We start from the raw sequence: 13,617 nt of genomic DNA, 5'->3' as shown, positions 1-13,617 counted from the left end.
AAATTAAAAAAGGAAGCTAAGAACTAATTTATAGTAATTCTAAATAATAAAGTTATCTAAACTTATAGGTTCCAATATATTAAACCTATCGAAATCGTTTAAGCGTCTTCATTTTCAACACTTTCCACTCAATTGGACTCTACCATAAAATATCTGAAAATAGCCTTATATAATATACTCAACTACAAGGAATTTATACGATATTTTCATAAAATAAAGGTGAAATGATATAAATCAATTCTTAACTAAAAACGCTTTCATTATTACAGTTATTCAATCCAATCACTTCAATAATCAAAGAAAATATTTATAAATTAACACTATCATACATTAAGATAAAAATCAAAACTATATTTTTGCATTATATAAGACCCTTTATGAAAAATAGAATTTTATTTATTGTTAGTTTATTGAGCTTACCATTTATAGGTGTATCTCAAACATCAACAGAAGCAAGTTTACAAACTCTTTTAGTAAAAAAGAGAGCTTACAATAAACAGGCAAAACAAGGATTTTGCATTCAATTATACAACGGAAATGAAAAAATGGCTTTGCAAAAGATGGAAGAGTTCAAAGAAATATTTCCTGAAATAGAAATAAAGAGAATCTATAAAGTACCCGAATGGAAAGTTCAAACCGTTTCTTTTAAAACACGAATTGAAGCTGATCGGGTTTTGAATAAAATCAAAGAAGAATATCCTGGAGCAAGGGTATTGTAATAAAAAAAGACCATTCTAACGAATGGTCTTTTTTTCTATTTAGCATTGTCCAAATAATAAATCACATTTAAAATTTCCTCATCACTTAAATAAGAATAAGACATCATTGGAATTTTATTATACTTCTCATAAATCTCTATAGCATCTTTATCTCCTTTTGCCATTAGTCCTTTACTGTCCTTTATAAACTCAACAGTCCACTCTTTTTTTCTTCTCTCAGAAATTTTCCCCAAGGCAGGGCCGATTAACTTTTTATCAAGTTTGTGACAGGCGGCACAATTGCCATTAAAAATTTTCTTTCCCTTAGCTGCATCTGTTTGAGCGCTTAACGAAGAAATAGAAAACACGACACTACATATTAAAAATAAAATTGTTCTCATAGTCTAAAGATTTTTTATAAATCAAATTTAATTTTTTTTTCATAGACACAACTAAGTTCCGCGAAAAAAACATCCTTAAATTTAACCAACAGTTGACCCTAATTTCCATTCAACATAAAATCATCTGTCGTTTAAATAAAACCATCCCTCATTATGTGAATCATAGGAAACAAGTATTTTAGAATTATAAAATCTTATACAATGAAAAAATCAATCAAAACAATTTTAGCTTTCAGTGTTTTTGCAATCACTACCATTCTATCTGCACAAAAGGCACCAACCTTTGAAAAAGGAAATGACCCAAAACCAACAGACAAAAAATGGAAACTTGTTAAAAATTTATCGGACGAATTTAAAGGTTCTTCATTAAACAAAAGCAAATGGGTTACCGGTGGTGGATGGATCGGAAGACCTCCTGGACTATTTATGCAAGACAATATAAAAGTAGAAGATGGATCTTTGAAAATAACTGCCTATACATTACCCAATCCAATTGTTAAAAACAAAAAGACCTTTACACATGGTGGTGGATATGTAGGTTCTGTAGCCCCTTCTAAATTCGGATACTATGAAGCTAGAATGAAAGCAAACAAAACTTTTATGTCTTCTACATTTTGGCTAATAAATGAGGGACGTAATGAATCAGGATGCAATAAAAGAACTATAGAGTTGGATATCCAAGAATGTGTTGGTGAAATTAACACCACAGGTAAATGGGCACAACATTTTGACCGATCTATGCACTCAAATACCCACAGCAGAAATATCCCTGAGGGTTGTGATTATGTAAAAGGAATTAAAGGAACCAACACCGATTTAAATGAAGGTATGGTTTACGATGACTATCATGTTTATGGAGCATGGTGGAAAAGTGAAACCGAAGTTTGGTTTTATTTAGATGGAGTATTAACAGAAAAAGTTACACCAGCAGCAGATTTTGATATCAATATGCATATCAGAATGGTGGTAGAAACTTATGATTGGAATCCTGTACCAGCAGATGGTGGGATGACCGGTACCGAAGAAGAAAGAACAACTTCTTATGACTGGGTTCGAGTTTGGAGATTAAAGTAATCAAAAAACTAATATGATAAAAAAACCTGATTCAAATGAATCAGGTTTTTTTATGATTATCTATGAGCTATATTTCATGGCAAAATCACTACTATAAGAGCAGAAACGAATAATACTCCTATCCCACAAATAGAAGACATTAGGTATTCTTATCACAATGATATTTCAAGATGAATAATTATTATTTCTAATTGGTATTATTATGACTTTATATAAAAAGAAAATCATTTGACTCTCTACAATTTCCCAAGTAGCTATCATAGCAATAGGCAGCTCGTAATTCTCTAGAGGTTCCTCTTATTACAATCCTTTGAAAAACAAAAAAGCCTGATTCATTTGAATCAGGCTTATTATATAAGATTAGAAATTTTATTTCAATTTCTTCTTCACTTCTACTTCTTGGTAAGCTTCAATAATATCATTTACTTTGATATCATTAAATCCTTTGATTTGCATACCACAATCGTATCCTTTTGCTACTTCTTTAGCATCATCTTTGAAACGTTTTAATGTTGCAAACTCTCCAGTAAACACCACTATACTATCTCTAATAACTCTCACTTTAGAAGTTCTAAATACTTTACCCGTTAAGACCATAGATCCGGCAACATTTCCAACTTTAGAAATTTTATAAACCTCTCTAATTTCAGCCGTACCTGTAATCTCCTCTTTCATATCTGGAGACAACATTCCTTCCATTGCATCTTTCAAGTCATTGATTGCATCATAGATAATTGAGTACATTCTTACATCAACCTCTTCGGTATCTGCAACAATTCTAGCATTTCCAGAAGGACGTACGTTAAATCCAATTACAATCGCGTCTGAAGCAGATGCTAATAAGATATCAGATTCAGTAATCGCACCGACACCTTTATGGATAATATTAACTTGAATTTCTTCTGTAGATAATTTCTGGAATGAATCCGTCAATGCCTCTACAGAACCATCCACATCCCCTTTCAAGATAATGTTCAACTCTTTAAAGTCACCCAATGCAATTCTACGACCAATCTCATCTAAGGTAATATGTTTCTGTGTTCTTACAGATTGTTCTCTTTGTAATTGAGAACGTTTCGTTGCAATTTGTTTCGCTTCTCTTTCATCTTCAAATACATTAAACTTATCACCTGCTTGCGGTGCTCCGTCCAAACCTAACATTGAAACAGGAGTTGAAGGACCAGCAACTTGAATGTTATGACCTCTTTCGTCAAACATCGCTTTCACTTTTCCACTATGTCTACCTGCCAATACGTAATCTCCAATTTTTAAAGTACCCGCTTGCACCATAATTGTAGAAACATACCCTCTACCTTTATCTAATAAAGCCTCAACAACAGTACCTGTCGCTCTTTTATCAGCATTCGCTTTTAAGTCTAAAATCTCAGCCTCAAGCAATACTTTTTCTAATAATTCATCAACACCTTGTCCTGTTTTCGCAGAGATATCATGTGATTGAATTTTACCACCCCAGTCTTCAACTAATAAATCCATAGAAGCTAATTGTTGCTTCACATTATCAGGATTTGCAGCTGGACGGTCAATTTTATTTATAGCAAAAACAATTGGCACCCCTGCAGCTTGTGCATGGCTAATTGCCTCTTTTGTTTGTGGCATTACATCATCATCAGCAGCAATTACAATAATTACTAAATCGGTAACCTGCGCTCCACGTGCTCTCATGGCAGTAAAGGCCTCGTGACCCGGTGTATCCAAGAATGCGATTCTTTGACCTCCTGATAACTCCACAGAGTAAGCACCAATATGTTGTGTAATTCCTCCAGACTCCCCAGCAATAACATTTGCTTTACGAATATAATCCAATAAAGATGTTTTACCATGATCTACGTGTCCCATTACCGTAATAATTGGAGCTCTTGTAGTTAAATCTTCCTCAGAATCTACTTCTTCTTGAATTCCTTCTTCAACTTCTGCACCAATAAATTCAACAGTATAGTTAAACTCTTCCGCTACAATAGAAATCGTTTCAGCATCCAATCTTTGATTCATGGTTACCATCATTCCTAATGTCATACATGCAGAAATGATTTGAGTTGGAGATACATCCATCATTGTAGCAACTTCACCTACAGTTACAAACTCAGTAACTTTTAGGATTTTGCTATCTTGAGCCGCTAACTCCTGATCAATATCAGATTGTTGACGGTGTAAATCTCTTTTATCTCTTCTGTACTTCGCTCCTTTGTTTTTACTAGATTTACCTTGTAATCTCTCAAGAGTTTCACGTACTTGTTTTTGTACTTCTGCTTCTGTAGGCTCTTCTTTCTTAACGGCTGGAGCAGGTCTTTGATTCCTTCCTCTACCTTTATTGAAGTTACCTCTATTACCACCGCCACCGCCAGGTCTTGGTGAATGATTAGCAGGTTTTACAATTCTTTTTCTTTTAGCTTTAGCAGCACCACCATTAGCAGGTTTCGCTTCTTCCTTCTTTTTCTTTGGACGCTCAAATTGTTTTAAGTCAATTACAGTACCTGTTAATTTAGGACCATCTAACTTTTTGTATTGCGTTGTTAATTTTTCAGCTTCTTCTGGATTTACTTCTTCTTTAACCTCTTGCTTTTTAGGCGTTGGTTTCGCTTCCACAAATTCTTGAGCTTGATCAATTGCTTTAGGAGCAATATTTTCCTTTTTAACAGGAGCAACAGGCTTTTCAACTTTCGCCTCTACCTTTACCTCTTCAACAGGCTTTTCCTCTGCAACAACCTCAACTGGTTTTGCCTCAGTTTCCTTTACCTCTTCTTTCTTTTCTTCAACAACTGGTTTTTCCTCTGCTTTCGTTGCACCAGGAACATCAATCTTTCCAACTGTTTTTAACTCAAGCTTTTCAGCTTTTGCCTTTACCACAGCTCTACGAGATTCATCCAACTGACGTTTTTTCTCCAACTCAGCCTCCTGTGCCAAACGAAGTTCTTCCTTTTCTTTCTTCTTCTCCTCACCTACTTCTTTTGAAGCAGCTTTTTTATTCTTGTCAGTCTGAAAACCATCCAATAAGACTTCATAAATCTCATTAGAGATCTTAGTAGTAGGTCTTGCCTCTACTTCCACTCCTTTGCTTGCCAAGTGCTCAACAGCCCTATCTAATGATATGTTAAGTTCCCTAAGAACTTTGTTGAGTCGTATTGTTTTATTTTCAGCCATATCTATTTAATTGTTGAATAGTTACTTAATCTATTTTGGCTCATAAATTAGCCAACTATTCTGTATTCTATAATCTATTTAAATTGCGTTTCTCACGAAACTCGTTACTCACGGTACTTATGATTCAAATTCTTCTCTAAGAACTCTTTGAACATCTAAAATTGTTTCCTCCTCTAGATCTGTTCTCTTCACTAACTCATCCACGTCTTTATCCAATACGCTTCTAGCAGTATCTAAACCAATCTTTTTGAATTCTTCAATTACCCATGATTCTATTTCATCAGAGAATTCTGTCAATTCAACATCCTCGTCTTCAACACCTTCTCTTTGCACATCAATTTCAAAACCTGTAAGCTCACTTGCAAGACGGATATTTACTCCTCCTCTACCAATTGCTCTTGACACTTCTTCAGGACGTAAAAACACATCTACTCTACCTTTTTTACCTTCTTCTGGCTCTTGTTTGATAGTCATAGAAACTATTTTTGCAGGGCTCAAAGCTCTTGCAATAAATAATTCTGTATTTTTAGTATAATTGATTACATCAATGTTTTCATTACCCAACTCACGAACAATTCCATGAATTCTTGATCCTTTCATTCCGACACATGCTCCAACAGGATCAATTCTATCATCATAAGAATCCACAGCAACTTTTGCTTTATCACCTGGTATTCTTGCTACTCCTTCAATAGTAATCAAACCATCGAAAACCTCAGGAATTTCTTGCTCAAATAATTTCGTTAAGAATCCTGGTGCCGTTCTAGACAAAATGATCACTGGTTTGTTTCCTCTTAACTCAACACTTTTAATTACCCCTCTAACAGATTCACCTTTTCTAAAGAAATCTGAACGGATTTGTTCACTTTTCGGCAATACCAATTCATTTCCTTCATCATCTAAAAGAATGATAGCATTGTGCTTTATATGGTGTACTTCAGCAGAATACAAATCTCCTTCTAACTCCTTAAATTGCTTGAAGATATTTGTACTATCATGCTCGTATATTTTAGAAATCAAGTTTTGACGTAAAGCCAAAATAGCTCTTCTTCCTAATTGAAATAATTTCACTTCCTCAGAAACATCCTCACCAATTTCAAAATCAGGCTCAATTTTTCTAGCTTCACTTAATTCAATTTCCTCATTATCGTCTTCTGAAAAACCATCAGCAACAACAACTCTATTTCTCCAAATCTCTAAATCTCCTTTATCTGGATTGATAATAATATCAAAGTTATCATCAGAACCAAACTTACGTTTTAATGCGGCTCTAAAAACTTCCTCTAAAATAGACATCAAGGTTACCCTATCAATACTCTTATCATCTTTAAACTCTGAAAATGAATTTATTAAATCTATATTTTCCATTTCACCTTACTACTTAAAAAATTAGCTTCACTTTTGCTTCTACTATACTATTATATGCTAAAGTTACAGATTTCTCAACCGTTACTTTACCTTTTCCTATTGGCTTTGGTTCTCTTGCAGACCAGTTTAACACTATATCTTCTCCAATAACTTCAACCAACTTTCCTTCATATTTACCTTCTGCTGTTTTCACAGAAAGGGTTCTACCAATGTTTTTCTTATATTGTCTAAACACTAGCAAAGGTTTTGTAATATCTGGAGTACTCACTTCTAAACTAAAGTCTTCTTCCTCTCTATCCAGCTCACCTTCAACAGCCCTACTTATCCTAATACATTCATTAAGTGGAACTCCTTGGTCACCATCAATAATTATTGATATTTTACTATCTGGCAACAACTCTAAACTAATTAAAAACAGCGGGCTATCTTCACCCAATGCGTCATTTACTAATTGTTCAACAAGCTCTTTATTCATCTTCTAGTATAAAAAAAGGAGACTTGTAAGTCCCCCTTCATTTGCAATAATCTCGATTTTACGGTGCAAATATAACAACAATTATCGGATATACAAAACCGATACAGCTTAAGTAACAAAAACAATTACTTAAATTTCAGGGATAAAAAAGCCCAAACTGCATCTTATGCAATTTGGACTTTATATAAATATTCAAATAAGCTTTTAATAGCAGCTAAATTCTTAAAATTTAAACCCTTTGGTAAGAACCAAATAAACAGCAGAAAACAAGAAGAACATTGTCATCATACTATATAGGGTCAACATAACTTTCTCAAATAAATTCAAACCTTCTCCTTTTTCATGAAGGTACTCTTGAATAGAATTAATAATTCCATTTCCTAAAGATTTTTCGGAGTTTAGCGGGTGGTTTTGAGCTTTCATAATACTACATTTAACTTTTAAATTTTGAAACAGTTTTGTTCCGTAACTAAAACAAGGGGTAGTATTCAATCCATAGTTTGATTTAAAATAAACATCAAACTTTGATAGCTGTTCGTAAGACTTTCTTTCATAGAAATTTACGCTTGCAATTTACAAAATATTTACCTTAAAACTAAAGTTTTATGCACATTTTTTTTTAGACACGCTAACACTTCAATAGATTGTAAAAAATAGGTACTTTTGAAATAAGAATTCCGGATTAACAAAACTAATCAAACATGGAATACTTGTTACTTAAACAGAGCAATTATTATGTTTTCAACTGACGAAAAAAAACAATACAATCGACATTTCATTCTGGACTCTATTGGGGTAGAAGGTCAAAATAAATTAAAAAACAGCAAGGTCTTAGTCGTTGGAGCTGGAGGGTTAGGATGTCCAATACTACAATATCTTGCAGCAGCAGGAGTTGGAACCATCGGAATTATTGATAACGACACAGTAGACCAAAGCAATCTACAAAGACAAATTTTATTCACTATTGACGATATCGGCAAACCCAAAGCACAAGTTGCCGCTGATAGATTAAAAAGACTAAACCCTTTTATTACATTTAACACCTACATCAGTTTTCTATCTTCTGAAAATGCTTTAGAACTATTTTCTGACTATGATATAATTGTTGATGGCTCCGATAATTTCCAAACAAGATATTTAACAAATGACGCTGCGGTTTTAACAAATCGTCCCTTGGTGTTTGGTGCCATATTTAAATTTGAAGGTCAAATAAGTGTGTTCAATTATAAAAATGGACCTACCTATCGATGTTTATTTCCCGAGCCACCTAGCGCAAACAGTATTCCGAATTGTTCCGATGTTGGAGTTTTAGGAGTGCTACCCGGAATTATTGGCTGTCTACAAGCAAATGAAACGATAAAAATAATATGCGATTTAGGGGATGTTCTTAGTGGAAAATTACTCTCCATGAACGCTTTAAACCTTCAACAAAACATTTTAAAATTCCCGAAAAATCCAACAATAGAAATCAAAGAATTGATTGATTATGATATTTTCTGTGGAATAGAAAAAGAATCTAGTCTTGAAATTTCAAGCAGTGAATTGACATTGGAACTTAAAAAAGATAATATTACTTTAGTTGATGTAAGAAAGTTAATGGAACGTGAAAACTTCAACATTGGAGGAGAACATATTCCATTACATCAATTGCAACAACGTTTTGATTTTTTCGACAATAAGGACAATATTATTCTATACTGTCAAGTTGGACAAAGAAGTCTTGTTGGAGTTAAATTACTATTAGAAAAATACCCAAATAAAAAAATAAAAAGTCTTCAAGGAGGTGTAGATGCCTGGAGAAGATCTCAATAAAAAAACACCCTAAAATTCATGAATCCACTATTAAAAGAATTCAACACACCATATGAAACAGCTCCTTTCTCTAAAATAAAAAACGAGCATTTCAAACCTGCTTTTGAAAAAGCAATTACCATTGCAAAACAAGAGATTGAGAGCATTACAAAAAATACTGATGCGCCTAATTTTAAAAATACAACGGAGGCATTAGAAAATTCAGGAAAACTACTGGACAGAATTTCAAGTATTTTTTTCAACTTAAATTCTGCCGAAACCAACGATACCATACAGAAAATTGCGCAAGAGGTTTCGCCTCTTTTATCTCAATTTTCAAATGACATCAGACTGAATGAAACATTATTTCAAAAAGTAAAATCAGTTTATGACAATCAATTAAACTTAAATCTTACTAGAGAAGAAACCATGCTTTTAGAAAAACAATACAAAGGATTTTCTAGAAACGGAGCCAATTTAAAAGGTAAAGACAGGGATACTCTAAGAGAGATCGACATGAAACTCTCTAAAATATCTTTACAATTTGGCGAAAATTCTTTAGCTGAAACAAATGCTTTTGAGCTACACATCACTGATATTCAACAATTAAAAGGATTGCCTGAAGGCGCACTAGAAGCAGCTAAGCAAACTGCCCAGCAAAAAGAAAAGGAAGGCTGGTTATTTACACTTGATTACCCTAGCTACATTCCTTTCATGACTTACATAGACAACCGTGAATTAAGAAAAGAAATGGCCATTGCTTTTGGTAAAAAGGCTTTTCAAGGAAATGAATTTGACAATCAAGAAATTGTAAAAGAAATTGTTAGCTTAAGACATAAACGTGCTCAATTATTAGGATACGACACGCATGCTCATTATGTGTTAGAAGAGAGAATGGCGGAAACACCTGAAACTGTCTTAAATTTCTCTCATGAACTTCTGAACAAGGCAAAGCCTGCCGCTCAAAAAGAATTTGATAAGTTAAGTGAATTTGCTCAAAAAGATGGAATCACTGATTTGCAAAAATGGGACGGTGCTTACTATTCGGAAAAACTAAAGAAAGAATTATTTGATTTTGATGAAGAAGCGATAAAACCTTATTTCAAACTGGAGAATGTTTTAAACGGTGCCTTTACCGTTGCTAATAAATTATTCGGATTACAATTTGAGGAAGTTTTTGATATTGACACCTACCATGAGGAGGTAACGACTTACAAGGTAACAGATGAAAATAACGATTACGTTGCAATTTTTTACGCCGATTTTTTCCCTAGAGAAGGAAAAAGAAACGGTGCATGGATGACCTCTTATAAAGCACAGTCTATTAAAGACGGTGTTAATAGTAGACCCCATATCTCAAACGTTTGTAACTTTACCAAACCGACAGCTACAAAACCCTCTTTACTCACCTTTAACGAAGTAACTACCCTATTCCATGAATTTGGCCATGGCTTACATGGAATGCTAGCAAACACCACATATGCTAGTTTATCGGGAACAAGTGTTTCTTGGGATTTTGTTGAACTACCAAGTCAAATCTTTGAAAATTGGTGCTATGAAGAAGATGTTTTAAAATTGTTTGCTAAACATTATGAAACTGGAGAAATAATTCCAATGAACTTAATCAACAAGATTAAGGAGGCAGCAACCTTTTTAGAAGGAATGCAAACTTTACGTCAATTAAGCTTTGGATTATTAGACATGTCATGGCATTCGCAAAGCGAAATTAATTTTGACCAACTGGATGTAAAAGAGTTCGAACAACAATCTTTTTCGGATACACAATTATATCCAGACGTAGCTGAAAACTGTATGAGCACTTCTTTCTCTCATATATTCCAAGGAGGTTATTCTGCAGGGTATTACTCCTATAAATGGGCAGAAGTATTAGACGCTGATGCTTTTGAATATTTTAAACAAGAAGGAATATTCAATAAAGAAATCGGAACAAAGTTTAAAGAAACTGTTCTCTCACAGGGAGGCACTCAAAAACCAATGGATTTATATGTTGCCTTTAGAGGTAAAAAACCAAATTCTGATGCTCTATTAAAAAGAGCCGGTTTACTTTAATACAACGCTTAAAAACAAAAAAGCCCTATCAAAATTGATAGGGCTTTTTTATTTTTAAGAAACTATTTAGCCTGTTTCTTTTTATACCTATACAAAGCATAACCAAGAGCCGCAACAAGGATATATGGAAATATCATTAAATACATAATTCCATCGTTAACACCCTCTGCCATTCCTTGATCACCACTTTCTACAACAGCTTTGCACATAGCACACTGTGCTTGAGCAAACCAAGTAGGCATCATAAGGATAAAAACCAGACCTTTTTTCATGTCAACGTTTAAATGTAATAAGGTGAAATCATCCAATACACAACAACACCTGTTACTGCAACATACAACCATAAAGGAAAGGTATATTTCGCAATCTTTTTATGCAATTCAATTTGATTGGTTATTCCACGTACATACGTAATCAACACAAAAGGAATCACAGCTATAGACAACACTATATGACTTATTAATATTGCATAATACACATATTTCATAAAACCTTCACCTAGATATTTAGTAGAGTCTGAAGTCATATGATACAAAACATACAACACCAAAAACACTAAGGAACAAGCAATGGCAATTTTCATTATCAATTCATGTTTCTTGATATCCCCCTTTTTTACTGCCAATACAGCCAAAACCAACAGTAAGGCAGTAATTGCATTGATGCTAGCATAAATAGGCGGTAAAAACACAGGCAACTCTAAATCAATCTTCACACCAAACAAAACTGCTACCGCCAACGGAATCGCGACTGACAATACCACAATCAACTTGTTATATTTTTTCTCTGCACTCATAACTTATTCTTCTAATAATAATTTAATATCTTCTTTTAACATCTCTATTGCATCAATATCTAAACCATCGTAAAACTTTATAGGATTTTCATTATCACCCATTTTAACTGTTCTTGAACGAATGTACCCCTCTTTGTCTACTAGAGCAAACAGACCAGAATGTTCAAAACCACCTTCTACATCATCATTTTTACCTGCGTATAGTTTGAAACCCTCATTAGAAAATGAAAACACTGCACTTTCATCACCTGTTAAAAAATTCCAATTTTCCATGGTTGCTCCTTTTTCATCCGCATAAGCTTTCATCACCTCCGGTGTATCATGTTTTGGATTAATACTTATCGATGCAATTCCAAACTTTGGGTTGCCATAAAATTTATTCTGCAACAATACAGTGTTTTGCGTCATGATAGGGCAAATGGTAGGACAAGTCGTAAAAAAGAACTCAACCACATATACCTTTCCCTGATAAAAAGAATTCGATATTACTTCATTTTTTTGATTTACAAATTCAAAATCCGGCACTTTCTCAAATTTCACAAGCGATCTTTTTTGGGTTCTTTTCCCCAGTTCATTTACTCCCCAGATTCCAAAAATCAAGATAATAAAAGCAACTCCTGCATAAGAATAATTATTCTTCATTTAATTCAATTTAGGTTCTTTAACGGCAAACTTAGATTCATAAAAAACAACTTTCAAATCTTCCCTCAACTTATTCTTTAAAACAGAAACTGATTTGGTATCATAACTATAAAGCAAACCCGAATCGGTGTCTTCATCATCCGTTCTACCTCTCAAATTCATTGATTCATCAATAATAAAAACCTTCTCTAAACCAACAGATGTATCATAAGATACCGAAGGAATACCAAAACTGGTTACAAGATCTTGAATCTGTTCTTCAGAAAGTACTAGATATTGCCATTTCGGCAAATCAACACCTCCTACTTTCGACAATTCCTTTTGTAGCCTCTCAATATTTTTTTTTCCTGACTTAGGAACAATAGTAATGACTTGAAAATTTTTATACTTCTCGGTACTTTTATAAATCACCTGATAAAGATTCAATATATTTTGATAAGTCCCCACACTAGGCTCCTCCCCTAATATAGACAGCACTGATACTTTATTCCTAAAAGGAATTTCTCCCTTAAGATTAGAAACCTTTTCTGTTATGATAGGTAGTTTATTAAAATTCACTTTACCGGAAGCCAAAAACAAGAAGAACAACAACGGAACAATAAATGTACTGAACAGTATTATTATTTTTTTGGTCTGATTGGATTTTTCACTCATAATAGAATCATATCTTTAAAGGATCCAATACTTATTGAATCCAAAAAAAGGCGGATAAACCACCTTTTTCTTTTATTTTTTTACATACTAGGTATTAGTATTTCCAGTTTATGTAAGGTGCTAAAACATCATGTACATAACTTCCTTCGATAATTAGCAATGTAGCCAAATAAGGAATCAAAATAACTAATGGTAATACTATAGAGTATTTAAAATTCTTTTTCTCATCTCCTAAGTGCATAAAGTACCAAACAATATAGTAAGCTTTAACAATTGTCAAGATTAAAAATAAAGAGTTTAATAAAGAGGTACCTAAAAACTGAGTTGTAAATAAAAACTCTGGCTTAACAATACCTAATGCTACTTCCACAATTGTAATTGCAGAAAGTATTCCAAAAACTTTCCAAATTAATGCTTTATGATCTGCTGCGTTTCCCATTTTATATTTATTTATCAGATTCGAAAAAACGAACTGCTATATTTTTTATT

Annotated in this window: 14 protein-coding genes; 4 read left to right on the top strand and 10 right to left on the bottom strand. The window is 33.3% G+C overall.

Features of this window, described 5'->3' with window-relative positions; translation table 11 throughout:
• Nucleotides 1-377 precede the first annotated feature (377 nt).
• The gene (locus AC2DZ0_RS12960) at nucleotides 378-719 is read left to right on the top strand and encodes a hypothetical protein (RefSeq protein ID WP_484490474.1); all 342 of its coding nucleotides are present in this window, start codon (nucleotides 378-380) and stop codon (nucleotides 717-719) included.
• Between the two features lie 35 nt (nucleotides 720-754).
• On the opposite strand, the gene AC2DZ0_RS12955 is transcribed toward AC2DZ0_RS12960, so the two are convergent.
• On the bottom strand, nucleotides 755-1,099 hold the full coding sequence (locus AC2DZ0_RS12955; RefSeq protein WP_484642242.1) for a c-type cytochrome: 345 nt from the start codon (nucleotides 1,097-1,099) through the stop codon (nucleotides 755-757).
• Nucleotides 1,100-1,300: 201 nt separating this feature from the next.
• Here AC2DZ0_RS12955 and AC2DZ0_RS12950 point away from each other — a divergent pair, with 201 nt between their 5' ends.
• The gene (locus AC2DZ0_RS12950; RefSeq protein ID WP_484642241.1) at nucleotides 1,301-2,173 is read left to right on the top strand and encodes a family 16 glycosylhydrolase; all 873 of its coding nucleotides are present in this window, start codon (nucleotides 1,301-1,303) and stop codon (nucleotides 2,171-2,173) included.
• 369 nt (nucleotides 2,174-2,542) lie between these two features.
• Here AC2DZ0_RS12950 and infB read toward each other — a convergent pair whose 3' ends face one another.
• From infB to AC2DZ0_RS12930, 4 genes are all read right to left on the bottom strand, one after another.
• Complete coding sequence (infB, locus tag AC2DZ0_RS12945; RefSeq protein WP_484490471.1) at nucleotides 2,543-5,332, bottom strand: translation initiation factor IF-2; 2,790 nt, start codon at nucleotides 5,330-5,332, stop codon at nucleotides 2,543-2,545.
• A 117-nt stretch (nucleotides 5,333-5,449) separates the two neighbouring features.
• Nucleotides 5,450-6,700 (bottom strand): transcription termination factor NusA, encoded by a 1,251-nt coding sequence (nusA, locus tag AC2DZ0_RS12940; protein ID WP_484490470.1) that lies wholly within the window; start codon nucleotides 6,698-6,700, stop codon nucleotides 5,450-5,452.
• A gap of 13 nt (nucleotides 6,701-6,713) precedes the next feature.
• The gene (gene rimP / locus AC2DZ0_RS12935) at nucleotides 6,714-7,175 is read right to left on the bottom strand and encodes a ribosome assembly cofactor RimP (RefSeq protein ID WP_484490469.1); all 462 of its coding nucleotides are present in this window, start codon (nucleotides 7,173-7,175) and stop codon (nucleotides 6,714-6,716) included.
• 222 nt (nucleotides 7,176-7,397) lie between these two features.
• Nucleotides 7,398-7,598 carry a hypothetical protein gene (locus AC2DZ0_RS12930; RefSeq protein WP_484490468.1) on the bottom strand — a complete coding sequence of 67 codons (201 nt, stop codon included), beginning with the start codon at nucleotides 7,596-7,598 and terminating at the stop codon, nucleotides 7,398-7,400.
• A 312-nt stretch (nucleotides 7,599-7,910) separates the two neighbouring features.
• Here AC2DZ0_RS12930 and moeB point away from each other — a divergent pair, with 312 nt between their 5' ends.
• Together moeB and AC2DZ0_RS12920 are read left to right on the top strand one after the other, a co-directional pair.
• Nucleotides 7,911-8,987: a molybdopterin-synthase adenylyltransferase MoeB gene (gene moeB / locus AC2DZ0_RS12925; protein ID WP_484642238.1), complete on the top strand. Its 1,077-nt coding sequence runs from the start codon at nucleotides 7,911-7,913 to the stop codon at nucleotides 8,985-8,987.
• An 18-nt stretch (nucleotides 8,988-9,005) separates the two neighbouring features.
• Nucleotides 9,006-11,036 carry a M3 family metallopeptidase gene (locus AC2DZ0_RS12920; RefSeq protein WP_484642237.1) on the top strand — a complete coding sequence of 677 codons (2,031 nt, stop codon included), beginning with the start codon at nucleotides 9,006-9,008 and terminating at the stop codon, nucleotides 11,034-11,036.
• A 62-nt stretch (nucleotides 11,037-11,098) separates the two neighbouring features.
• On the opposite strand, the gene AC2DZ0_RS12915 is transcribed toward AC2DZ0_RS12920, so the two are convergent.
• The 5 genes from AC2DZ0_RS12915 to AC2DZ0_RS12895 form a co-directional block, all read right to left on the bottom strand.
• Nucleotides 11,099-11,308, bottom strand: coding sequence for a hypothetical protein (locus tag AC2DZ0_RS12915; RefSeq protein WP_484642235.1), 210 nt, complete (start codon nucleotides 11,306-11,308; stop codon nucleotides 11,099-11,101).
• A gap of 8 nt (nucleotides 11,309-11,316) precedes the next feature.
• Entirely contained in the window at nucleotides 11,317-11,832 is a 516-nt protein-coding gene (locus AC2DZ0_RS12910) for a DUF420 domain-containing protein (RefSeq protein WP_484490464.1), read from the bottom strand.
• Between the two features lie 3 nt (nucleotides 11,833-11,835).
• The gene (locus AC2DZ0_RS12905; protein WP_484642233.1) at nucleotides 11,836-12,474 is read right to left on the bottom strand and encodes an SCO family protein; all 639 of its coding nucleotides are present in this window, start codon (nucleotides 12,472-12,474) and stop codon (nucleotides 11,836-11,838) included.
• On the bottom strand, nucleotides 12,475-13,128 hold the full coding sequence (locus AC2DZ0_RS12900) for a hypothetical protein (RefSeq protein WP_484642232.1): 654 nt from the start codon (nucleotides 13,126-13,128) through the stop codon (nucleotides 12,475-12,477).
• 94 nt (nucleotides 13,129-13,222) lie between these two features.
• Nucleotides 13,223-13,567, bottom strand: coding sequence for a cytochrome C oxidase subunit IV family protein (locus AC2DZ0_RS12895; RefSeq protein WP_300325091.1), 345 nt, complete (start codon nucleotides 13,565-13,567; stop codon nucleotides 13,223-13,225).
• Nucleotides 13,568-13,617 lie beyond the last annotated feature (50 nt).

It is taken from the genome of Flavicella sp. IMCC45668 (genome assembly GCF_057219105.1).
This window is presented reverse-complemented; position numbering and strand designations above follow the sequence as displayed.

What these genes read in the sequence shown, in the direction of transcription:
- moeB (WP_484642238.1), top strand. Translation starts at nt 7,911, where the DNA reads ATGTTTTCAACTGACGAAAAAAAACAATACAATCGACATTTCATTCTG.
- AC2DZ0_RS12920 (WP_484642237.1), top strand. Translation starts at nt 9,006, where the DNA reads ATGAATCCACTATTAAAAGAATTCAACACACCATATGAAACAGCTCCT.
- infB (WP_484490471.1), bottom strand. Translation starts at nt 5,332, where the DNA reads ATGGCTGAAAATAAAACAATACGACTCAACAAAGTTCTTAGGGAACTT.
- AC2DZ0_RS12930 (WP_484490468.1), bottom strand. Translation starts at nt 7,598, where the DNA reads ATGAAAGCTCAAAACCACCCGCTAAACTCCGAAAAATCTTTAGGAAAT.
- rimP (WP_484490469.1), bottom strand. Translation starts at nt 7,175, where the DNA reads ATGAATAAAGAGCTTGTTGAACAATTAGTAAATGACGCATTGGGTGAA.
- AC2DZ0_RS12950 (WP_484642241.1), top strand. Translation starts at nt 1,301, where the DNA reads ATGAAAAAATCAATCAAAACAATTTTAGCTTTCAGTGTTTTTGCAATC.
- AC2DZ0_RS12900 (WP_484642232.1), bottom strand. Translation starts at nt 13,128, where the DNA reads ATGAGTGAAAAATCCAATCAGACCAAAAAAATAATAATACTGTTCAGT.
- AC2DZ0_RS12895 (WP_300325091.1), bottom strand. Translation starts at nt 13,567, where the DNA reads ATGGGAAACGCAGCAGATCATAAAGCATTAATTTGGAAAGTTTTTGGA.
- AC2DZ0_RS12905 (WP_484642233.1), bottom strand. Translation starts at nt 12,474, where the DNA reads ATGAAGAATAATTATTCTTATGCAGGAGTTGCTTTTATTATCTTGATT.
- AC2DZ0_RS12915 (WP_484642235.1), bottom strand. Translation starts at nt 11,308, where the DNA reads ATGAAAAAAGGTCTGGTTTTTATCCTTATGATGCCTACTTGGTTTGCT.
- AC2DZ0_RS12910 (WP_484490464.1), bottom strand. Translation starts at nt 11,832, where the DNA reads ATGAGTGCAGAGAAAAAATATAACAAGTTGATTGTGGTATTGTCAGTC.
- nusA (WP_484490470.1), bottom strand. Translation starts at nt 6,700, where the DNA reads ATGGAAAATATAGATTTAATAAATTCATTTTCAGAGTTTAAAGATGAT.
- AC2DZ0_RS12955 (WP_484642242.1), bottom strand. Translation starts at nt 1,099, where the DNA reads ATGAGAACAATTTTATTTTTAATATGTAGTGTCGTGTTTTCTATTTCT.
- AC2DZ0_RS12960 (WP_484490474.1), top strand. Translation starts at nt 378, where the DNA reads ATGAAAAATAGAATTTTATTTATTGTTAGTTTATTGAGCTTACCATTT.